Here is a 20,667-nt window from a genome sequence, read left to right on the forward strand (position 1 = left end):
TGAGTACCCGGGTGACCCCCGCCGAACGGCATCACGCAAGATTGAACTCATGACCGCAAGTATGGACATGCAGTTCGATGCTCTTCTCGTTTTGTCGTTCGGCGGTCCCGAAAAACCCGAAGACGTACGGCCGTTCCTCGAAAACGTCACGCGCGGTAGGGGAGTGCCACCCGAACGGCTCGACGCCGTCGTCGAGCACTACATGCATTTCGGTGGGGTTTCTCCCATCAACGCTCTCAACCGAGACCTGATCGAACGGGTCGAAGGTGAGCTGGCAGCAGCCGGTGTCGACCTGCCCGTGTACTTCGGCAACCGCAACTGGCACCCGATGGTCGAGGACACCGTTGCCAAGATGCGCGAGGACGGTGTCCGCAACGCCGCCGTGTTCGCCACGTCGGCCTGGGGTGGTTACTCCGGATGTCGGCAGTACCACGAGGACATCGCCCGCGCCCGCGACGCGGTCGGTGACGGCGCACCGACGCTGACAAAACTTCGGCAGTACTACGACCATCCGCTGGTCGTCGGCGCGTTCGCCGACGGTGTGCGCGCGGCCCGCGCAGAGTTGCCCGAAGCTACTCGCGATACTGCGCGCCTGGTGTTCACGGCGCATTCGGTTCCGAGTGCCGCAGACCGCAATGCAGGGCCGCCGGCAGAGGGCGGAAACCTCTACAGCCGACAGGTCGCCGAGGCTGCGAAGTTGGTGGCCGAGGCCGTCGGCGTCGACGATTTCGATCTGGTGTGGCAATCGCGATCAGGTCCGCCGCAGGTTCCGTGGCTGGACCCCGACATCTGTGATCACCTGGATACGTTGGCCGCCAAGGATGTTCGCGCCGTGATCGTATGCCCCGTCGGTTTCGTCTCCGATCACCTCGAAGTGGTGTGGGATCTGGACACCGAGGCCAAGGACAAGGCAGCCGAACTCGGTATGGATTTCGTGCGCGCCGCGACACCCGGCCGCGATCAACGTTTTGCGCAGCTGGTGCCCGCGCTCGTCCGGGAGTTGGCCGACGCCGAGCAACCACTGCGACTGGGGGTCGAGCCGCTGCTCGGCTCGACCACCAATGGTGCCTCGTGTGCGGTGAACTGCTGCGCCGCTGTTCAGCGCCCCCGCTGACGGTCAGGAGTTCGGCTGCTTGAGCTTTCCGCAGGGCCCCGGAACTGTAGACGTACTGCGCGAGGTCAGGAGCGTCTCGACGATCTGTCGATCCTCCGGGCTCAGGGACGGGTCGATGTAGTTGAGTTTGGGCGCTCCCAGTTCGCGGACTCGCCCGGCAAGGGTCGCGACGAACGAGACTCGCTCTTCGTCGTCGTCGTTGACGTCGTGGATCTGAAGCACCGACACCGGGAACTTGCGCAGCGTCACAGGCAGGAATCGGGCGCCGAGCACATGGTCGACGTTGAATCCCGCCCACTGCCCCTGATTGGCTTCCACACACTCGGCGTCGGAGTGAATTGCGCTCTCGCCGATGTACTTACGTGCGGGCAGCATCTTCTTCGGTGCAAGTTCGGACGCGCCCTGCTGCAGGACGGGAAAGTCGCCGTCCGTGTACAACCACGGTTGGTTGGCCATCGCGATCAAGCGGCCGGCGTCCAGATCCGGGAGATAGCGGGACTTGAGGAGAAACGCGACGCTGTCGACCGAGATGCCCAACAGTTCGGCGGCCTTCTGTCGGCTCATCGCAAACGTCGGGGCATTCTTCGGGGCGATCTGGATCAAATTGACCATGCGAACTCCTGTAAGTGTTCAATTGTTGCGGGCTTGGTACAGCTGACATGACTATTCGCCGATTATCAACCTCTAGCTGATTTCCGACTTGTAGATGAGTCGGTTGTCACCATCCGAGTTCACGCAACCGGGGATCACCGATCCCGAAGTGGTGGCCGATTTCGTGGATCACGGTTCGGCGAACTTGCTCGATCACCTCGTCTTCGGTGCTGCAGATCGCACAGATTGCCCTGCGGTAGATCGTGATGCGGTCCGGAAGGACGCCGGCGTACGTGGTGGTTCTCTTGGTCAGAGGGATGCCCTGATACAGCCCGAGCAGTCCCGGTCGTCCGCCTTCGAGTTGAACGGTCACCGCGACGTTTGCCATCTCCGCACCCAATTTCGGCGGCAGGCTGTCGAGCGCCCGCTTGACCATGTCCTCGAACTGACTGTCGTCCACGTCGATCATCTGCCCATTGTGCGTGCGGGTGCGGGATCCGGGTGTGTCCATGTGGAAACAGTGCAGCTTACGGCTATGTTTAGGGCGTGGCCGAAGATCTCTATCACCGTTACGAATTCACATTCATCGTTCAGATGCTGACAGTCTCGCAAGAGCAGGCGATCGAAGAGAGCTTGGGCGGAAGAGTCGAGGACCGACGCGGGCTGCAGTTGCTGACACTCACCTCGGAAGGCATGCGGGCAGCGACGACGGCGATCACCGTGGTCGACCAGTTGGTGGCCGCAGGTGTGCGGCCTCAGAGGACACATCCTGATCTGGTGTCGCGCCAGGACATTGCCGACCGTGCGGGGGTGACGCGGCAGGCGGTCGGACAGTGGGTGCGAGGGGTCCGGCAGGCGGCTACTCCTTTCCCGATTCCGTACAACTCGGTTGCCGGGGGGATCTGGTTCTGGGGCGACGTCCTGGATTGGTTGCGCCGTCAGGGATACAGCCAGGACACCGGTTTGCGTTACCCGACGCTGGATGAACATATTCGCATCGACCGCCATATCGCGATCAATCACAAGACTGCGCGTTGATCGATTGAGTGGTTTGCTTGAAAATAGCTATTGAAACAAACCGACGGTAGGTATAAAGTCCCTAAATACCTCAATCAATCTATCGGTGCGTTGGTCCTGCTCTGGGGGGAGTCTGGTCTGCGCTGCAGATACCCGAGCATGCGAGCAGGAATCCATGGTTTCGACCCCCGAAGTAAGACCGATGCCCAAATCGGCCGCTCTCACGACTTCTGTGGCCCTTTCCAGCGATGTAGCAACGGCGAAGTTACGCGAAAATGCAACGGGCAGGGGCCGTCTGCGTGCGGCGACGGCGGCGCTGTTCCGGCGCTCACGCCCACGCGCGAGTTCCGCGCCACCGTTGAGCGTGCTGCTTCTCGTCACCTCCGACAACGGTCTGTCGCAGCGGGCTGGTCTTGTTCTTCGTGAGGCGGGGCACCACGTCCGCACAGCCGTCGTCGCCGACGCGGACGCGGTGCTGGCCGCGACATCTGCGGGAGATTTTGATCTCGTCATCTGCCCGTTTCTGAAAGCCTATGTACCGGAATCCGTTTGGCAGCGGTGGACGACGATCATCATTCACCCTGGCCCGCCCGGCGATCGCGGACCGTCGTCGCTGGACTGGGCGATTGCAGATGACGAACCGATCTGGGGAGTCACCGCGTTGCAGGCCGCCGAGGAACTCGACGCGGGAGCGGTGTGGGCGTGGCGGACGTTCGAACTCCAGAGCGGTGCAACCAAATCCTCGGTGTACAACGGGGCAGTCACCGATGCGGCGATGGAGTGCATTACGGAGGTCGTCGAACATTTCCGTACGCCCGACTACCAGCCGATCCCGTCGGACCGCGTCGCACGGCCGGTGGCATCGGCCCGATCGCGGCCGACCATGAAACAGTCCGAACGCGCGTTCAGTTGGGAGGAGGACGCGTCGAGCATCGTCCGCGCTGTCAACGCCGCCGACGGGTTTCCCGGTGTCGCCGTTCAGTTGGGGCTCGACCGGGTCTACGTCTACGACGCTCACCTCGACGCCCACGTCGATGCAGCGCCCGGCACCATCGTCGAGTACTTTCACCAGGCAATACGTGTTGCTACCGGTGCCGGCTCCGTGTGGGTCGGACATGCGCGGCTCGTCGGCGCGGGCAATGTCAAACTTCCGTCGACCGCGGTCGTGCGTCCGGACGTGTTCGTTCCACAGGTCTGGGAGAGCCGCTATCCCGAGACCGACTATCACCGAGACGGCGGTATCGGTTATCTCTCGTTTCGTTTCTACAACGGTGCGATGAGCACGAAGCAATGCGCGCGACTGGCGGCCAGGCTGCGTTGGGCGATCGCGCAGGACACCAAGATCCTTGTCCTGACGGGCGACTACGACAGATTCAGCAACGGTATCCACCTCAACGTCATCGAGGCGGCGTCGGATCAAGCCGGAGAGGCGTGGGCCAATATCAAGGCCATCAACGAGATCGCGAAAGCGATCGTCACCTGTACGGAACAGGTTGTGGTTGCGGCCTTCACCGGCAATGCCGGGGCCGGCGGGGTGATGCTCCCGCTCGGAGCCGACGTAGTCGTGGCCAGGGACGGCGTGGTTCTCAATCCTCATTACGCCACGATGGGCTTGTTCGGTTCGGAACTGCACACGTACACGCTTCCGGCCCGTGTCGGGGAGGAACAAGCTCGCAACCTGCTGACCGCGTGCAGTCCGATCGGTATCCGTCGAGCGTTGGACATCGGGCTCGTCGACGCGATCGGCCCCCGGCGGCCGGATTTGTTCGAGGCGTGGTTGAACGAGGTCGCCACCGACCTGCTCGAAGGTGGTCGGCTGGATTCGATACTGGAGCGCAAACGTCTTCGGCTGGAACGTGATCCGGTGGAGCCCTACGAGGAGCGCGAACTCGAGGAGATGAAGATCGACATGTTCGGGGACCGCAACGGCTTCGCCGAGAAGCGCCGGAATTTCGTGCTCAAGCTCTGATCGACACGCTGTTCGCCGACGCGACGCGTGCGGTGCGAACGACGTCCCACAGTCGTCGCAGCAGGTCGTCGCGCTTCTGAGCGGTGGACACGCTCGGGGCCTGATTGGTCGAGGTCGACGCAGCGACTGTAAGAATGGCTGCGACGTTGTCGGCGGTGTCGATCACCTGCAAATGCCGCGGTGACAGTGTCGACGGCCAGCGGTATCCGGCCTGCGCCTGCAGCGCTTCGGCGACCAGGGTGCGCGCGTCAGTGCCTGGGATTCCGGTGGCAACGGTCGGAAGTCCGCCGAGCACCTCTGCTGCGTCCCGAACAGCTTGGCGCAGTTCGTATTCGGCTTCACGGAGCCCGATCGTGTCGGCGCTGCCCGCGACAGTCGGGATGGAGAAGACCGTCCAGCGCAAGACGTCCGGGCCTTCCTTCGACGGTACGAGACCGACTCCAGGTTTGCCGACGGTGCCGATCTGGATCCCTTCACCCGCTGTGATCGCGGCGCGTGCGAACTCGGTTCCGGTGGGCAGGCCGCGTACGTCACCGGCAGTGGGAAGGACCAGGCGGATTTCGGCAGCCTCCGATCGAGCGATTCTCAGCAGAGTGGACACACCGGATGCCGTGACTCCCGGCCACTCGAGATCGTGTCGGACCGCGGTTTCCGCATCGGCCGCCCCGATCAGGTGCATCTGTGCCCACGCGGCAAGGGCATCGATGACATCGTCCGGCGCAGTGTCGCCGGCGAGCCATGACGCTGCCCACACGGTGAGGGTTGCGCTGGGAGAACTCATGACCGTGAAGTTTAGTTCGGCGTGGCGACATGCGCGGCCCCGGCGTTGTGACCTAGCGTGATCCGGCGTGAGCGGTGGCAACGGATACGGTGACATTTTCGCGGGTCATACCCGTAAACAGAAGCGCGTGACGCCCGAAGTGGCAGCCGAACGTGATCTGGTCGTCGAAGATGCGGCGACGGGATTCTGTGGGGCGGTAGTCGGGTTCGAGCGCACGTACGACGGCGATTTCGTGCGACTCGAGGACGGGCGCTCGCGGACGCGGTTGTTCGCGATGCGGGAGGCGGCTTTCCTGATCGACGGCTCACCGGTCACGCTGGTCCGACCGGCACCCAAACCCGCATCCTCCAAGCCCGCACGGTCGGCTTCGGGTTCGACGCGAGTCGAAGGCTTGCGGGCTCGCACGGCTCTGCCCAGCCGGATCTGGGTGGAGGGAGTTCACGATGCTGCCCTCGTCGAGCGGGTGTGGGGTCACGACCTTCGTGTGGAAGGTGTGGTCGTCGAACATCTCGAAGGCCTCGACAATCTGGGGGAGAGGCTTGCCGAATTCGGTCCAGGGCCCGGCCGTCGTGTCGGTGTTCTGGTCGATCACCTGGTCACCGGCTCCAAGGAAACGCAATTGACTCAGGGCCTCGGTCCTGACGTACTGGTGACGGGTCATCCCTACATCGACGTGTGGGAGGCCGTGCGTCCCAAGTCCGTCGGAATCGCTGCCTGGCCGAAGATTCCACGCGGCGAGGATTGGAAGACGGGAATCTGTCGCGAACTGGGCTGGGGAACACCTCAGGAGGGTTGGCGGCGGGTCTACAACTCGGTGGAGAGCTTCCGCGATCTCGAAGCTCCGCTGATCGGTGCTGTCGAACAACTTGTCGATTTCGTTACCGAGCCGAACTGACGTAGCAGCGGCCTGGGTCACACTCTCTGGTTAGATGGTGTTGTGGCTGCACTTATTTGGCTGATCGGAGCACTGGTGCTCGCCGGGGCCGAAGCTTTGGTGGGAGATTTCTTCCTGCTGATGCTCGCCGGTGGGGCACTCGCTACTGCCGGTGTCAGTGCTGTCACCGACTTCCCGGTGTGGGTCGACGCCGTCATGTTCGGGGTGTTTTCCGCCGCCCTAGTCCTGGGTGTGCGACCGATCATGTTGCGTCGCTTCGGTAGTCCGCCGCCGACCCCGACCGGAATTCAGGCACTCGAAGGTAAGCACGCCCTGGTTCTGGAAGAAGTGGGCGAGCATTCCGGGCAGGTCAAGTTGGACGGCGAGGTGTGGACTGCCAGGCCGTACGACACCACCGAGGTGTACCCGCCGGGCACCAAGGTGACGGTGATGGAAATCAACGGCGCAACAGCAGTCGTCTGGAGGGGACCTTAATGGCAGCACTCATAGTGCTCGGTGTGTTGGTGCTATTCGTGATCTTGGTGGTCGCGAAGTCGGTGGCACTGGTACCGCAGGCAGAAGCCGCGGTCATCGAACGGCTCGGCCGATATTCGAAGACGGTGTCCGGGCAGCTCACATTCTTGATCCCGTTCGCCGATCGCGTACGTGCCAAGGTGGACCTCCGCGAGCGGGTGGTCTCGTTTCCGCCTCAACCGGTGATCACCCAGGACAACCTGACCCTGTCCATCGACACGGTGGTGTACTTCCAGGTCACCAACCCGCAAGCTGCGGTGTACGAGATCAGCAACTACATCGCTGCCGTTGAGCAGTTGGCGACCACGACGCTGCGAAACGTCGTCGGCGGAATGACCCTCGAAGAGACGTTGACCTCGCGTGATTCCATCAACGGTCAGCTTCGCGGTGTCCTCGACGAGGCGACCGGTCGCTGGGGCCTGCGAGTGGCCCGCGTCGAGCTCAAGAGCATCGATCCGCCGCCCTCGATCCAGGAGTCGATGGAAAAACAGATGAAGGCGGACCGCGAGAAGCGCGCGATGATTCTGACGGCTGAAGGTCATCGCGAATCCGCTATCAAGACTGCCGAGGGCGCCAAGCAGAGCCAGATTCTTTCTGCCGAGGGCAACAAGCAGGCCTCGATCCTGAACGCCGAGGGTGAGCGTCAGTCCCAGATCCTTCGTGCTCAAGGTGACCGCGCGGCCAAGTACTTGCAGGCTCAAGGCGAGGCCAAGGCCATCGAGAAGGTTTTTGCTGCCATCAAGTCCGGTAAGCCGACTCCGGAATTGCTTGCATACCAGTACCTTCAGACGTTGCCGCAGATGGCGCAAGGCGATGCGAACAAGGTGTGGCTCGTCCCCAGCGACTTCGGGGACGCACTGAAGGGATTTGCGAAAACCCTTGGCGCGCAGGGTCAGGACGGCGTTTTCCGTTACGAGCCGCCGGCGGCCGAAGAGAATCTTCCCAACCCCGAGGACGATTCGGCCGAGGTAGCAGAGTGGTTCGAAACGAAGTCCGACCCGGCCATTGCGGAAGCAGTCCGCGCCGCTGAAGTTGCTGCACGTACTCCCGTCGAAGATCCGGCAGCTGCGGTCAGGCATCGCCGTGAAAGTGCGCCCGAGCAGCCCGGATTCGTCGATCCGGCGCTGCCGCAGCAGGGTGAAAATCCGTGGCCCGGTCAGCTGCCGCTGCCGCCCGAGCGTGAAGATTTCCAGCAGAAATACCCGTACCAGGGGCAGCCGCCCGAGGGCGGCCAGCGCCAGTAGGCACCTTTCGGAGTAAACGGACGGGCGCTCATCACCTAGGTGATGAGCGCCCGTCCCGTTCCACAGACGGCAATCGCCCAGAGGACGCTGACGAAGGTTCCCATGATGAACTGCTCGGACGCGTGAGGTTCGCGAAGTTCCGGGTACCGTGCGAGTCCCTTGACCGCCAAGACGATCGCGATGCCTTCCGGCCAGGTCGCGAGAATTGACGCCGCCACCGCGAGCCGTTCGAGTATGCCGATCACACGTCCGCCGCGAAGAGGTCCGGCGTCCGGTGCCGGGCTCCCGTCCGGTTGGCGACGGGCGATCTTGAAAGTGGCAAGCACCAACGGTGCACCGGCCGTGGCGGCGGCAAGTACGCACAGGACCAGCGTCGCCCCGAGCGCAAAACCGGTGACCGGGCTCGTTCGGGTCGATGCGAGCGCGGCAACACCCAGCGCCGGCAGCGCGACCACGGACGACGCCCATTCGGGCACCTCCAGTCGACCACGACTGAGCGGTCCCAGTGCCGCTGCAACTGCTGGCGCCGCGGCGGCGACTGCGAGTGCGATCAACGCCAGAACGACCATGTATCCGAGCCCCCTGCTGTGTCGACGAGTTTGTGTACTGATGCGAGCGTGAGCAGTCTAGGGCTGGAGTCTGACCAAAAGTCGTTCTGCGAGGCGACGCCCGGCGAGTTCTGCGTGCCACCCAGCGGTCAGGAGTCTCTTCGACATGGCCTGCTTGGTGATTCCGAGCCGGGTGGCCGCGGTGACCTGAGTGAGTCCGCTGTCCATCAGAGCTATGGCCTCGCGCCCGTCCTTCGTCTGTCTCGCGACGATCGTGCCGAGCAAGGTGAACGCGGCATCGACGTCGGCGGCAAGTTCGTTGCGTGTTCTGTCGTCCGGCGCCTGTTCGACGGCAATTTTCGCCGGGGCTCTCTTGGCGCGTTCGACGGCGATTCTTGCAGCTTCGAACGCGGGTCCGCGCCCGGCTCGGGTTTGCCGCGGGAGAGGGTGCTCGACTGGGCCGATCCCGATTCCGGCACTCCAGTACTCGCGCCGAATCAGCTCCAGTGCGACGAGGACGAGCAGTGCCGGATCGTCGGTCACTGCTTGAATCTCGTCGCCCGCAGTGCGCTCGAACGGTCGAAGGAGTTCGAGGTCGGCCATGTCGTCGATGATGTCCCCGACGCGATCGACGTCCCGTCGACTACCTCGCTGATCCACTGTCAGTACGAACATCAGTCAATGTTATGTAGTTGACTTTCAATAGTCAATCGTTTTGGGTTGACTCAATCAAATCAACCTCTTGAGGTTGACTGCTGTCGACGGTGGTTTCGCTCAGTGGAGGCTGACGGCGAGCGTCGAACACCAGACCGGAGATCCCGATTGCAATGCAGATCCCGGACAGGATCAGGAGACGAGGATCGGCTTCGCCGGACAGCGCATCGCCCAGAACGACAATCCCGACAGTGCCGGGCAAAATGCCGACGACGGTGGCAAGGATGTAGGGCACGATCCGGATCGACGAAATGCCGCAGCAGTAGTTCACCACCGAGAAGGGGACAAACGCGATCAAGCGCAGAGACCCGACGGCCAGCCACCCCCTCTTTTCGATCCGCTCGTCCACCCGCCGGATCGTCGGACTCGAAATCCGTTGCCAAACAACGTCGCGGCCGATGGCGCGGACCAGGTAGAGGGCCAGTACGGCACTCACAGTCGTTGCCGCCACAGTAAGGGCGATGCCGGTCACCGAGCCGAAGAGAACCCCCGCGCTGAGAGTGAAGACGGTCCGCGGAAACGGCGCGACGGTGACTATCGAATGAACCAGGAAGAACACGAGGGGAAACGCCGGGCCAACCGAGTCCGCCCACTCGCGCACCTGAGACACCGTGGGATGTGGGGCGAGGAGGGCAGCGAGGAACAAAGCGAGCACTACCAGGACTATTGCGATCAATCTTCGGTCCAGCAGGCGTCCCATCACAGGTCACAAGGCTACCTGTGAACGGTGAACCGAGCCGACTGCAGACCCGCAAACGCACGTTGAACATCGCCACGGAGATGGGAAAGCAGCGTGCTCCAGGCGACAATGAAACCGGTGCTGTGACGAAAACCACTAGGAGTTCGAGGCGGTGCGCACGTGCAGTCCCGGCCAGTGAAACGAACTCGCGGGTAACTCACATACATGCTGAACAATCGCTAGGTAAGGACCAGTCGCAGGTGCCCGAACGACTGAAACCCGAGTCTGCGGACCGGTCGGAAAATGGTCGTGAACGCCGTCGTGAACGGCGCTGTGAAGAACCTGACGTGATCCTCACGATATCTGAGCTCAGAGGCGGGTTAGCATCACAGAACTAACGAACAATTCCGATTATCGGTAAAGCGCTCACGCAAAAAATGAGAGGGAGCGGACACAGTGTCATTAGCTTCAGAAGCCGAGGCTGTCGAGCAGGCATATGCGGAGTGGCAGCGCTCCGTAGCCGGAGTGCTCGCCAAGTCCCGCAGAGTCGATGCGGCAGAACTGGGCCCCGAGCCACAGAAACTGCTCGAAACCGTCACATACGACGGCGTCACTGTCGCACCGCTCTACAGCCCACGCGACGAGCGTCCCGAGCAGAGCCTGCCGGGCACGTTCCCGTACGTGCGAGGCGTCGATGCTCACCGTGACGTCAATGCCGGTTGGTTGGTCTCCGCTGTATTCGGAACGGCCTCCGCGGCGGAGACGAACCGCAGCGTCCTCGACGCTCTCGAAAACGGTGTCAGTGCACTGTGGTTGAAGGTCGGTGCCAAGGGCCTCCCGGTCACCGACATCGCCGCTGCGCTCGAGGGTGTGCTTCTCGATCTCGCGCCGCTGACGCTCGACGCAGGCGCGGAGGCAGGCGATGCTGCCCGTGCACTCCTCTCTCTCCTCGACGCACGCGCCGAAGCCGGTGACGGCGTCAGCGATCGCGCCGGCATCCGCATCCACCTCGGTGCCGCACCGTTGACCAGTTCGTTCTCCGGCGCAGCCGACGTCGAACTTGCCGACGCCGTCGAGTTGGCCGCCCTCGCTGCAGCGCGTACGGAAACCGTGCACGCGATCACCGTCGACGGCACGGCGTTTCACAACGCCGGTGCCGGCGATGCCGAAGAACTCGGTGCTGCGATTGCCGCCGGCCTCGAGTATCTGCGTGCACTCACCGCCGAGAGTGGCCTGACCATCGGTGCCGCCTTGTCGCAGTTGGCTTTCCGCTACTCGGCAACCGACGACCAGTTCCAGACCATCGCGAAGTTCCGTGCCGCACGGCTCGTGTGGGCACGCATCGCGCAGGTTTGCGGCGCTTCCGATTTCGGCGGAGCACCTCAGCATGCGGTCACCTCCGCCGCGATGATGGCTCAGCGTGATCCCTGGGTGAACATGCTGCGCACCACCCTCGCCGCATTCGGCGCCGGTGTCGGCGGAGCAGACGCGGTGACGGTCCTTCCGTTCGACGTCGCTCTTGCCGACGGCACCCTCGGCGTCAGCAAGTCCTTCTCTTCACGCATCGCCCGCAACACCCAGTTGCTGCTGCTCGAAGAGTCACACCTGGGCCGTGTCCTCGACCCGTCTGCCGGATCCTGGTACGTCGAGGACCTGACACAGCAGATCGCCGCCACCGCGTGGGAGTTCTTCCAGGAGATCGAAGCAGCCGGCGGATACCTGGCGGCCCTCGAAGCGGGAATCGTCTCCGGTCGCATCGCTGCCACCAAAGCAAAGCGTGACTCCGACATCGCACATCGCAAAACCACGGTCACCGGAGTCAACGAGTTCCCGAACCTCGGCGAAACACCGCTGTCCGCCGAAGCGGTCGAGCCCGGTCAGACCGTCGCCCGCTATGCAGCTGCATTCGAAGCACTTCGTGACCGTTCGGATGCGTTCCTCGCCGCCGGCGGCGCACGTCCCACTGCGCTTCTCGCGCCGCTGGGCTCGGTCGCAGAACACAATGTGCGCACCACGTTTGCGTCCAACCTGCTCGCTTCGGGTGGTATCGACGCAGTCAACCCGGGCCCGCTCGAGGTGGGCGCCGAGGCGATCTCCGCAGCTGTCAAGGCTTCCGGTGCCACCGTCGCCGTGCTGTGTGGCACGGACAAGCGCTACGGCGAGAGTGCCGCAGCAGCTGTCGCCGAACTTCGCGCCGCCGGTATCACCAAGGTGCTGCTGGCCGGACCGGAAAAGGCAGTCGCAGACGCGACCGGCGATTCTCGCCCGGACGGATTCCTCACCGCCCGCATCGACGCAGTGTCGGCTCTGACCGAACTGCTCGACTTCATCGAGACGGGAAGCTCCAAGTGACGACACGAGAGGTCAAGCACGTGATCGGCAGTTTCGCCGAGGTCCCACTCGAGGACCCGCAGTCTCCGGCACCCACACCGCCGTCGGTCGAGCAGGCCCAGGCGCTCATCGAAGAGGGTGCAAACGCCAACAACTACGCCGCCGAGCAGGTTGTCTGGTCGACCCCGGAAGGCATCGACGTCAAGCCGGTGTACACCGCAGCCGACCGCGCAGCCGCCGCCGAGTCCGGTTACCCGCTCGACAGCTTCCCGGGCGCGGCGCCATTCCTGCGTGGTCCGTACCCGACCATGTACGTGAACCAGCCGTGGACCATTCGTCAGTACGCCGGCTTCTCCACTGCCGCGGAGTCGAATGCGTTCTACCGTCGTAACCTCGCAGCCGGCCAGAAAGGCCTGTCGGTCGCCTTCGACCTCGCCACGCACCGCGGCTACGACTCCGACCATCCACGCGTCGCCGGCGACGTCGGAATGGCCGGTGTCGCAATCGATTCCATCCTCGACATGCGTCAGCTCTTCGACGGAATCGACCTCTCGCAGGTGTCGGTCTCGATGACCATGAACGGCGCTGTACTGCCGATCCTCGCGCTGTACGTCGCAGCGGCAGGTGAGCAGGGTGTCACTCCGGACAAGCTGGCCGGAACGATCCAGAACGACATCCTCAAAGAGTTCATGGTTCGTAACACCTACATCTATCCGCCCAAGCCCTCCATGCGGATCATCTCGGACATCTTCGCGTACTCCAGTGCGGAAATGCCGAAGTACAACTCCATCTCGATCTCGGGTTACCACATCCAGGAAGCCGGAGCGACGGCCGATCTGGAACTGGCGTACACCCTCGCGGACGGCGTCGAGTACATCCGCGCCGGCCTCGACGCGGGTATGGACATCGACAAGTTCGCACCTCGCCTGTCCTTCTTCTGGGCCATCGGCATGAACTTCTTCATGGAGGTCGCCAAGCTGCGGGCCGGACGCCTCCTCTGGGCCGAGTTGGTGGCCAAGTTCGACCCCAAGAGCGCGAAGTCGCTCTCGCTGCGTACCCACTCGCAGACCTCCGGCTGGTCCCTGACCGCGCAGGACGTCTTCAACAACGTTCCGCGTACCTGCGTCGAAGCCATGGCTGCCACCCAGGGCCACACTCAGTCGCTGCACACCAACGCACTCGACGAGGCCATTGCGCTGCCGACGGACTTCTCCGCCCGCATCGCCCGTAACACCCAGTTGCTGCTGCAGCAGGAGTCCGGCACCGTGCGTCCCATCGACCCGTGGGGTGGCTCGTACTACGTCGAGTGGCTGACCAACGAGCTCGCCAACCGGGCTCGTAAGCACATCGAAGAGGTCGAGGAAGCCGGCGGTATGGCTCAGGCCATCAACGAAGGCATCCCGAAGCTGCGCATCGAGGAAGCCGCCGCCCGCACCCAGGCACGCATCGACTCCGGCCGGCAGCCGCTCGTCGGCGTCAACAAGTACGTTCCCGACGAGGTCGACACCATCGAGGTTCTCAAGGTCGAGAACTCCAAGGTGCGCAAAGAACAGCTCGAGAAGCTCGTTCGTCTACGCGCGGAACGTGATCCGGAAGCCGTCGAGGCCGCACTCGCGAACCTCACCCGCGCTGCCGCGTCCACCGAAGGCGGCATGGAGAACAATCTCCTCGCTCTCGCTGTCGTCGCGGCTCGCGCCATGGCTACCGTCGGCGAGATTTCCGACGCCCTCGAAAAGGTGTACGGACGCCACCAGGCCGAGATCCGCACCATCAGTGGTGTGTACCGCGACGAGGCAGGAACGGTGAGCAACATCAGCAAGGCGATGGAACTGGTCGAGAAATTCGCCGAGGACGAGGGACGTCGTCCCCGTATTCTCGTCGCGAAGATGGGCCAGGACGGTCACGACCGTGGCCAGAAGGTCATCTCCACGGCCTTCGCGGACATCGGATTCGACGTCGACGTCGGACCGCTGTTCCAGACCCCCGAAGAGGTCGCCAATCAGGCGGCCGACAACGACGTCCACGTAGTCGGTGTGTCGTCGTTGGCAGCCGGTCACCTCACCTTGGTGCCGGCGCTGCGGGAAGCTCTGGCTGCAGCCGGTCGTCCCGACATCATGATCGTCGTCGGCGGCGTCATTCCGCCCGGTGACTTCGACGAACTCTACGAGGCCGGCGCTGCTGCCATCTTCCCGCCTGGCACCGTCATCGCCGACGCTGCCAGCGGATTGTTGGAGAAGCTCTCCGCCCAACTGGGTCACGATCACAGCTGAGAAGGGGGTCACTGAAGATGGCACGTCAGCCCATCGACATTGATTCTCTCGCCGAGGCGGTGCGCGGAAATGAGCGTGCCGGCCTCGCTCGGGCGATCACCCTCGTCGAGTCCACTCGTGACGACCACCGAGCGCTCGCGCAGCAGCTTCTGCTGAAGTTGCTGCCCGAGGCCGGGGGAGCGCACCGGATCGGCATCACCGGCGTTCCCGGCGTCGGCAAGTCGACGTTCATCGACGCGCTCGGAATGTACTTGCTGGGCAAGGGACATCGGGTTGCGGTGTTGGCGGTCGATCCGTCCTCCACCCGCACCGGTGGCTCGATTCTCGGTGATAAGACGCGTATGGCTCGGCTCACGGTCGAGAAGAACGCGTACATCCGGCCGTCACCGACGTCCGGCACACTCGGCGGAGTTGCCAAGGCGACTCGCGAGACAATCGTGCTTCTCGAAGCCGCCGGTTTTGACGTCATCCTGGTGGAGACGGTGGGTGTCGGGCAGTCCGAGGTCACTGTTGCCAACATGGTGGACTGCTTCACCTTCCTGACCCTCGCTCGTACCGGTGATCAGCTCCAGGGCATCAAGAAGGGTGTCCTCGAGCTCGCAGATCTGGTGGCGGTCAACAAGGCCGATGGCAAGCACGAGCGCGAGGCAAAGGGTGCTGCCCGCGAACTTGCGGGAGCGCTTCGCCTGATCTACCCGCACGACGCCATCTGGAAGCCGCCCGTCATCACGATGAGCGGTCTCGAAGGTATCGGGCTGGACGAGTTCTGGGGAACTGTCACCAAGCACCGTGAGGTGCTCACCGAAGCAGGTCAGTTCGAGGAGAAGCGTCGCAAGCAACAGGTCGATTGGACCTGGACGATGGTCAACGATCAGCTGCTGCGCAGGCTCTCGAGCAACGATCGGGTGCGTGCGATCAGGGCCGACGTCGAGCAGAGCGTGCGTGACGGTTCGCTGACAGCGGCGTTGGCGGCGGGAAGAATTCTCGACGCGTTCGACGGAAGCAACTAGAGCGGAAAGAACGAAATCCCGGGTATCCGACAGCGGATACCCGGGATTTCTTCTGTGACGAGCTATCGTTCGCGCTTGACCGCAGGCTCGGTGAGTTCGGTCTCGACAGCGAGTTCGACTCCCGTGAAATCGCCTTCTGCCTCGGCCGGGGTGAGTGTGGACCGTTTCCACGCGTAGAACAGCAACGCCGCCCACGCGCCGAGAATGGCCAGGTAACCGGCCACCGTCACCGCCCCGGTGATGTCGAAGGATTTGAACAGCTTCTGCGCGTTGGTCAACACGATCACGCCGCCCACCGCTGTTCCGAGCAAGGTTGCAGGCACCCGGCTGACCAGCCACGCCGCAAACGGTGCTGCGATGACACCGCCGAGCGCGAGACCGGCGACAACGAGAAGGTTTCCCGCCGACTCACGACCCAATCCGACAAGAAATCCCAGCGACGCGGCTGACGCGACCAGAAACTCCGAGGCGCTGACCGAACCGATCACGGTGCGCGGCGCGGTCTTGCCCCGCGAGAGCAGCGTGCTGGTGGTGATCGGACCCCAACCACCACCGCCGGATGCATCGATGAAACCACCGAACAGGCCGAGCGGGGACAGGAAACGTGCAGTGTGCGGGGTGGTGCGAGCATCGGCCACGGCCGGTGGGCGGACCGAAAAGCGAAGTGCCACATAGACACCGATTGCCAGCAGAATCGTCGCCGTGATGGGGACCGCTGCTTCGGTGGACAGACCCGAGAGCACGGTGGCGCCGATGAATGCACCGACGGCGCCGGGCACACCGAGCTTGGCGACCAGCTTCCAGTCGATGTTCTTGAACTTCCAATGCGACACACCCGAAGCGAGGGTGGTGCCGACCTCGGCCAGGTGAACAGCGGCGCTGGCCTGAGCCGGACCGAGGCCACCGATCATCAGCAGAGTGGTTGCGGTGACACCGAAGGCCATGCCGAGGGCGCCGTCGACGAGCTGGGCGCCGACGCCGACAAGGGTGAACAAAAGAAGGTTGAACATGAGAAGACAGACTCCGAGCGAAGAAGCGACAAAGTCAGGGGTGCAGGCAGCGAGAATCGCCGCTCAGCAACACGCCTGATCGAAGCATGCGCTACGACGAGTGGGCCAGAACGCCATCAATCCGAGCGCAAATGCCGGGGAGGCATCGTGGCTGGAAATCTGCACGTCAGGGTCCTTCTGTTCTCGTTCGTTGGTGTTCTGTCCATGCGAGCATAACCGGTCCCGAGCTCGATCAACCCACGGCGCGGGCGAACTTTCCCACTCGGTGGACAAGTCGATCGAAGAATTCCGCCGGATCGGTGCTGACGGCGACGTCCGCGTTGGGCTCACGCTTCCAGTGCCCGACCCAGTCAGCAACCGTCGTTCCGATCAGCAGCGGACTCTCGGTTTCGACATCCACCGTTGCCGGTTTCAGCGTCGCCAACCTCGGGTCGAGCGCGACAGCAGCAGCAAAGGGATCATGCATGTGAGCAAGAAATCCCTGGTCGTACTCTCGATGGAACTCCATGTAGAACCGGATCGCGTCGGACATATGCCTGATCACGCTGTTGGACGCGGAACTGCGGACGTCGGGGCCGTCGTCGGGCGAGATGATCTCGTCCGGAGTGCTCCCGGCAGCTTCCGCGAGCCGACGCACATGTTCCGGGAACATCTCGATGGATTCGGTGACGTTGAGGCCGCAGATGATCGGGCGCCGGTGCGCGGGTACGACGGAGAACGCGTCGAACACCTCCTTGGCGGCGTGCGGATCCACCGAGACGTTCCACTCCGCGGTCGGCGTCGTGTTGCCCGGATAGTTGAACGACCCACCCATCACGACCAGTCGCTTCAGCAGAGACGGAAGATCGGGTTCACGCCTGATCGCCAGCGCAAGGTTGGTGAGCGGCCCCGTGACCAGCCCAGTGAGTTGTCCGGGGTACTCACGGACGAGATCAACCCAGAGGTCGGTGGCTGTTCGGACCGAGAGCTTGCGACCCGAATCGGGGAGGACGGCATGCCCGATCCCTTGCGGACCGTGAGTCTCCTCGGTGGTGCGCAGCGGGATGACCAGTGGCTCGCGGGCACCGAGTGCAACCTCGATGTCCGGGGCGCCGCAGAGAGCAAGCCAATTGAGGTTGTTGGCCGCGACCTGCTCCACCGGAACATTGCCGGCGGTGCTCGCTATCCCCAGAATCTCGGCCTCGGAGCTGGCAAGGAGATAGAGAAGCGCCAACGAGTCGTCGATACCGGTGTCGACGTCGACGATGAGCTTGTGCATGTCACTCATCGGTGGCCACCAGAATCGTCGGGGAATGCAGGACGGGGAAGTTCACCGATCGAGCGATGAAACATTTCGTGTGTGCGGGGCCGTGAAGCTCTTTCGCCGTCTCGACCATCTCCGCCTCGGCTACCAACACCGTCGGATTCAACGTCACTTCGATGAACTGGCCGCCGCCATCGGATTCCTCGATCATGCTGCCGACCGGCTGATCGCTGTAGTCGAGAACGACCACACCCGAAGCCGCTGCCAGACCGAGGTACCAGAGCATGTGGCACTGGGCGAGGGAGGCTACGAGCAGTTCCTCGGGGTTCCATCGCTGCGCGTCGCCGCGGAACGAGGGATCCGAGCTCCCGAGAAGCTCGGGCTTTCCGACCGCGGATATTGCATGATTGCGCGAATATGTCTGCGTGCTGGACGTTCCGGATCCCAGGTCGCCCGTCCACTGAAGGTCGAGTGTGTAGGTATGTGACTTCACAGGTCCATCTTGCCCTGAATGTGCCGGTCCCTCAGTGTGCCCACTCCGCCCGATCCGTTCCCCACGGACGGGCCGGTTCGGGGTAGTCCTCGAACTCTGCCAGCGGGGGTCGTGCGGTGGTCATGTCGCCATGGTTGACAACAACATTCAGGCCAGGAGCGGTCGGTAGACCGGGATGGACGGTCCGGCCGGGTGCGTCGAGAAGACGAGCGCCTGTACTTGCCAGGGACACGTCGACATCGCGGCCACGGCCGTCGTGCGAGCGCAGCGTCAACGCGTCGAGGATCCCCGCTGCCAGGAAGTACCCGGTCGAGTGGTCGAGGGCCTGCGCGGGCAAGGCGCCCGGATTCTCACCGCCCTCCAGGAACGAGATACCGGACGCGGCCTGCACGATGCTGTCGAAGCCGCGCCGATTCGCCCACGGACCTTCCCATCCCCAGGCACTGACGCGCCCGTGAATCAGGTGCGCAGGAAGATCCTGCCCGATGAGCGCTTCGAGGGCGCCGGGCCGGTAGCCGGTGACCAGCACGTCTGCGGTTTCGAGGAGTTCTCGGAACGCTGCCGCTCCCGCCGAGGATTTCAGGTCGAGAAGCGCCGACCGCTTGCCCTGTCCACTGTCGAGGTGCTGCCATCCGATCTCGGGGATCGCCGGGGGATCGATCCGCAGAACGTCAGCACCGACCAAAGCGAGGGCACGGGTCGCGACCGGGCCGGCGATGACCCGAGTCAGATCGAGAACACGCAACCGCTCCGAGTTCGGGAGGGCTTTCCCTTCGCCGCGTGCTCGGACGGACACCAAAGGCGCAGACCTCGCGGCTGCACACTGCTCACTCATGCGCCATTCGGTCTCGGTACGAACACGGACCGCGATGGCTCCGATCTCGGCGGCCTGCTGCTCGATCTCGATGGCGCTGAGTTCGGATATCCGTTGCGCTACATCATCCTTGGTCGCAGTCGGATCGAGTTCCAGAATGCTGAGCAGACGGTCGCGATGGTGCGGATAGTTGCCGTGCGTGCGGACCCAACCGTCGCGTGCGGCAAAGAACCCCGAGTATTCGGAGAACCCGCTTATCGGTTCGCCGCCGATGCGGAACAGTCGATCGCTCGAGAAGGACGCGGCGATGCGCTCGGGATCGAGGCTCCAGTGCCTGTCGACCTGGCCGTCTGATCGGTCAATTGCCGAGGCGAACGCCGCGACCGAGCCCACGGCCAGGTCGAACACCGGCAGGTGTGCCGCAAGGAAGCCCGCAGAGTCCGGGCATTCGATGTGCCCGCGTCGGTCGTCGGCGTGCACCCCGACGTCACGTTCGTATTCGTCGAGATAGAACCCGTACCCGTGATCCATGTGACGCCTTTCGGCAGGTCAGTGGCCGAGAAGCTCCCGGCACTTCTCTGCCAGCGTATCGCGGAGCGGCGCAGCGCGATCCGCCAGGTTTTGTTGCTGACGCACGTATTCGGCGCGGCCCGCGGGAGTTTCGATACGAATGGGGGAGTACCCGTACTCGGCGAGGTCGTAGGGGCTCGCGCGCATGTCGAGTTCACGTGCCAGGAGGGCGTGTTCGAAGCACTGCATCACCAGATCCGAATCGACGAGCGGCAACAGCTTGAAGCTCCACTTGTACAGGTCCATCCCTGCGTGCAGGCAGCCCGGCTGTTCGTGATCGACCTGGGTTTCCCGGGCAAGAGGGAGCGCGTTCTTGGGCGCCGCGTCCGGCGTGAAGAACCGGAACGCGTCGTAGTGCGTGCATTTGAGTGGCAGGGATTCGACGACCGCGTCGGTACCGGCGAACCCCAGCCGCAGTGGCACTGACTGGTGACGGATCGCGTCCTCGCCGCCGCGATAGACCATCGCCCATTCGTGGAGGCCGAAGCAGCCCAGCACGGCGGGCCGCGCCGACGTCTGATTCAACAGATTCCACACGAATTCGACTGTGTGACGCCGACGCTCCAGCACTGAGTCGTCGACCGTCGCGGTACCCGAATCGTCGACGCGGTAGCCGGAGAAGGCTGCGTATTCGCCGGCGTTCTCGAGTGCGACTCCGTAACCGGGGTGCCAGCGGCGCAGTTGGGCGGGCTTGAAGTTGTAGTACGTGAAGAGGAAGTCGTGCACCGGGTGAGAGATACCGGCGCTCCGACGCGCTCGGTGCGGCTCGACGAGCTTCTCCACCTCCTCGAGGTGAAGTGCCCGCCGAGCCGTCCACTCGCTCTGCGCGAGTGCGAGTGAAGGCACCGAACGTGTCATCGA

The 20,667-nt window shown here is 63.6% G+C and carries 20 protein-coding genes; 9 read left to right on the forward strand and 11 right to left on the reverse strand.

Annotated features, from left to right (window positions below):
- Positions 1–61: 61 nt before the first annotated feature.
- Positions 62–1,114, forward strand: coding sequence for a ferrochelatase (locus I7X09_RS23875; RefSeq protein ID WP_124568680.1), 1,053 nt, complete (start codon positions 62–64; stop codon positions 1,112–1,114).
- A gap of 3 nt (positions 1,115–1,117) precedes the next feature.
- Here the strand turns inward: I7X09_RS23875 and I7X09_RS23880 are convergent, their stop codons facing one another.
- Positions 1,118–1,726, reverse strand: coding sequence for a transcriptional regulator (locus I7X09_RS23880; RefSeq protein WP_124568607.1), 609 nt, complete (start codon positions 1,724–1,726; stop codon positions 1,118–1,120).
- Positions 1,727–1,832: 106 nt separating this feature from the next.
- Positions 1,833–2,174: a metallopeptidase family protein gene (locus I7X09_RS23885; protein WP_003944783.1), complete on the reverse strand. Its 342-nt coding sequence runs from the start codon at positions 2,172–2,174 to the stop codon at positions 1,833–1,835.
- A gap of 77 nt (positions 2,175–2,251) precedes the next feature.
- Here I7X09_RS23885 and I7X09_RS23890 point away from each other — a divergent pair, with 77 nt between their 5' ends.
- Positions 2,252–2,743, forward strand: coding sequence for a hypothetical protein (locus I7X09_RS23890; RefSeq protein ID WP_095970159.1), 492 nt, complete (start codon positions 2,252–2,254; stop codon positions 2,741–2,743).
- Between the two features lie 181 nt (positions 2,744–2,924).
- Positions 2,925–4,691, forward strand: coding sequence for an enoyl-CoA hydratase-related protein (locus I7X09_RS23895; protein WP_234036696.1), 1,767 nt, complete (start codon positions 2,925–2,927; stop codon positions 4,689–4,691).
- On the opposite strand, the gene I7X09_RS23900 is transcribed toward I7X09_RS23895, so the two are convergent.
- The gene (locus I7X09_RS23900; RefSeq protein WP_124568604.1) at positions 4,681–5,472 is read right to left on the reverse strand and encodes a hypothetical protein; all 792 of its coding nucleotides are present in this window, start codon (positions 5,470–5,472) and stop codon (positions 4,681–4,683) included. The genes I7X09_RS23895 and I7X09_RS23900 overlap by 11 nt on opposite strands.
- A gap of 67 nt (positions 5,473–5,539) precedes the next feature.
- Between I7X09_RS23900 and I7X09_RS23905 the strand changes: the two genes are divergently transcribed.
- The 3 genes from I7X09_RS23905 to I7X09_RS23915 are packed head-to-tail and all read left to right on the forward strand — an operon-like array spanning position 5,540 to position 8,124.
- Positions 5,540–6,367, forward strand: a complete 828-nt coding sequence (locus I7X09_RS23905; RefSeq protein WP_095970156.1) for a DUF3097 domain-containing protein — start codon at positions 5,540–5,542, stop codon at positions 6,365–6,367.
- 42 nt (positions 6,368–6,409) lie between these two features.
- Positions 6,410–6,841, forward strand: coding sequence for an NfeD family protein (locus tag I7X09_RS23910; protein WP_003944877.1), 432 nt, complete (start codon positions 6,410–6,412; stop codon positions 6,839–6,841).
- Entirely contained in the window at positions 6,841–8,124 is a 1,284-nt protein-coding gene (locus I7X09_RS23915; protein ID WP_030536387.1) for an SPFH domain-containing protein, read from the forward strand. The genes I7X09_RS23910 and I7X09_RS23915 overlap by 1 nt, the downstream gene beginning before the upstream one ends.
- Positions 8,125–8,159: 35 nt before the next feature.
- On the opposite strand, the gene I7X09_RS23920 is transcribed toward I7X09_RS23915, so the two are convergent.
- From I7X09_RS23920 to I7X09_RS23930, 3 genes are read right to left on the reverse strand one after another with little or no spacing between them, the layout of a single operon-like run.
- The gene (locus I7X09_RS23920; protein WP_095970155.1) at positions 8,160–8,693 is read right to left on the reverse strand and encodes a hypothetical protein; all 534 of its coding nucleotides are present in this window, start codon (positions 8,691–8,693) and stop codon (positions 8,160–8,162) included.
- Positions 8,694–8,750: 57 nt separating this feature from the next.
- A complete protein-coding gene (locus I7X09_RS23925; protein WP_200313990.1) occupies positions 8,751–9,347 on the reverse strand; it encodes a hypothetical protein in 597 nt (198 codons plus the stop codon).
- Between the two features lie 31 nt (positions 9,348–9,378).
- Positions 9,379–10,086, reverse strand: coding sequence for a TVP38/TMEM64 family protein (locus I7X09_RS23930; RefSeq protein WP_185564785.1), 708 nt, complete (start codon positions 10,084–10,086; stop codon positions 9,379–9,381).
- Positions 10,087–10,521: 435 nt separating this feature from the next.
- On the opposite strand from I7X09_RS23930, the gene mutA reads away from it, so the two are divergent.
- Genes mutA through meaB form a run of 3 tightly spaced genes read left to right on the forward strand, consistent with a single transcriptional unit; the run spans position 10,522 to position 15,676 of the window.
- Entirely contained in the window at positions 10,522–12,417 is a 1,896-nt protein-coding gene (gene mutA, locus I7X09_RS23935; protein ID WP_166810192.1) for a methylmalonyl-CoA mutase small subunit, read from the forward strand.
- Positions 12,414–14,666: a methylmalonyl-CoA mutase gene (gene scpA, locus I7X09_RS23940; protein ID WP_095970151.1), complete on the forward strand. Its 2,253-nt coding sequence runs from the start codon at positions 12,414–12,416 to the stop codon at positions 14,664–14,666. Before mutA ends, scpA begins: the two co-directional genes overlap by 4 nt.
- A gap of 17 nt (positions 14,667–14,683) precedes the next feature.
- Positions 14,684–15,676: a methylmalonyl Co-A mutase-associated GTPase MeaB gene (meaB, locus tag I7X09_RS23945; protein ID WP_095970150.1), complete on the forward strand. Its 993-nt coding sequence runs from the start codon at positions 14,684–14,686 to the stop codon at positions 15,674–15,676.
- Positions 15,677–15,738: 62 nt separating this feature from the next.
- On the opposite strand, the gene I7X09_RS23950 is transcribed toward meaB, so the two are convergent.
- From I7X09_RS23950 to I7X09_RS23970, 5 genes are all read right to left on the reverse strand, one after another.
- A complete protein-coding gene (locus tag I7X09_RS23950) occupies positions 15,739–16,686 on the reverse strand; it encodes a sulfite exporter TauE/SafE family protein (RefSeq protein WP_095970149.1) in 948 nt (315 codons plus the stop codon).
- A gap of 232 nt (positions 16,687–16,918) precedes the next feature.
- Entirely contained in the window at positions 16,919–17,953 is a 1,035-nt protein-coding gene (locus I7X09_RS23955) for a nucleoside hydrolase (protein ID WP_124568598.1), read from the reverse strand.
- Positions 17,946–18,422: an OsmC family protein gene (locus I7X09_RS23960; protein ID WP_200313992.1), complete on the reverse strand. Its 477-nt coding sequence runs from the start codon at positions 18,420–18,422 to the stop codon at positions 17,946–17,948. The genes I7X09_RS23955 and I7X09_RS23960 overlap by 8 nt, the downstream gene beginning before the upstream one ends.
- 31 nt (positions 18,423–18,453) lie before the next feature.
- Entirely contained in the window at positions 18,454–19,767 is a 1,314-nt protein-coding gene (locus tag I7X09_RS23965; RefSeq protein WP_200313993.1) for a CoA transferase, read from the reverse strand.
- 18 nt (positions 19,768–19,785) lie between these two features.
- On the reverse strand, positions 19,786–20,664 hold the full coding sequence (locus I7X09_RS23970; RefSeq protein WP_200313995.1) for a 3-methyladenine DNA glycosylase: 879 nt from the start codon (positions 20,662–20,664) through the stop codon (positions 19,786–19,788).
- Positions 20,665–20,667 lie beyond the last annotated feature (3 nt).

This window comes from Rhodococcus sp. P-2, from assembly GCF_016598535.1.
Classification (GTDB): Bacteria; Actinomycetota; Actinomycetes; order Mycobacteriales; family Mycobacteriaceae; genus Rhodococcus_F; species Rhodococcus_F baikonurensis.

Bases quoted from the DNA above. Each gene is read 5' to 3' on its own strand.
- I7X09_RS23875 (WP_124568680.1), top strand. From the start codon at position 62: ATGGACATGCAGTTCGATGCTCTTCTCGTTTTGTCGTTCGGCGGTCCC.
- I7X09_RS23880 (WP_124568607.1), bottom strand. From the start codon at position 1,726: ATGGTCAATTTGATCCAGATCGCCCCGAAGAATGCCCCGACGTTTGCG.
- I7X09_RS23885 (WP_003944783.1), bottom strand. From the start codon at position 2,174: ATGATCGACGTGGACGACAGTCAGTTCGAGGACATGGTCAAGCGGGCG.
- I7X09_RS23895 (WP_234036696.1), top strand. From the start codon at position 2,925: ATGCCCAAATCGGCCGCTCTCACGACTTCTGTGGCCCTTTCCAGCGAT.
- I7X09_RS23900 (WP_124568604.1), bottom strand. From the start codon at position 5,472: ATGAGTTCTCCCAGCGCAACCCTCACCGTGTGGGCAGCGTCATGGCTC.
- I7X09_RS23915 (WP_030536387.1), top strand. From the start codon at position 6,841: ATGGCAGCACTCATAGTGCTCGGTGTGTTGGTGCTATTCGTGATCTTG.
- I7X09_RS23920 (WP_095970155.1), bottom strand. From the start codon at position 8,693: ATGGTCGTTCTGGCGTTGATCGCACTCGCAGTCGCCGCCGCGGCGCCA.
- I7X09_RS23925 (WP_200313990.1), bottom strand. From the start codon at position 9,347: ATGTTCGTACTGACAGTGGATCAGCGAGGTAGTCGACGGGACGTCGAT.
- I7X09_RS23930 (WP_185564785.1), bottom strand. From the start codon at position 10,086: ATGGGACGCCTGCTGGACCGAAGATTGATCGCAATAGTCCTGGTAGTG.
- meaB (WP_095970150.1), top strand. From the start codon at position 14,684: ATGGCACGTCAGCCCATCGACATTGATTCTCTCGCCGAGGCGGTGCGC.
- I7X09_RS23950 (WP_095970149.1), bottom strand. From the start codon at position 16,686: ATGTTCAACCTTCTTTTGTTCACCCTTGTCGGCGTCGGCGCCCAGCTC.
- I7X09_RS23955 (WP_124568598.1), bottom strand. From the start codon at position 17,953: ATGAGTGACATGCACAAGCTCATCGTCGACGTCGACACCGGTATCGAC.
- I7X09_RS23965 (WP_200313993.1), bottom strand. From the start codon at position 19,767: ATGGATCACGGGTACGGGTTCTATCTCGACGAATACGAACGTGACGTC.
- I7X09_RS23970 (WP_200313995.1), bottom strand. From the start codon at position 20,664: ATGACACGTTCGGTGCCTTCACTCGCACTCGCGCAGAGCGAGTGGACG.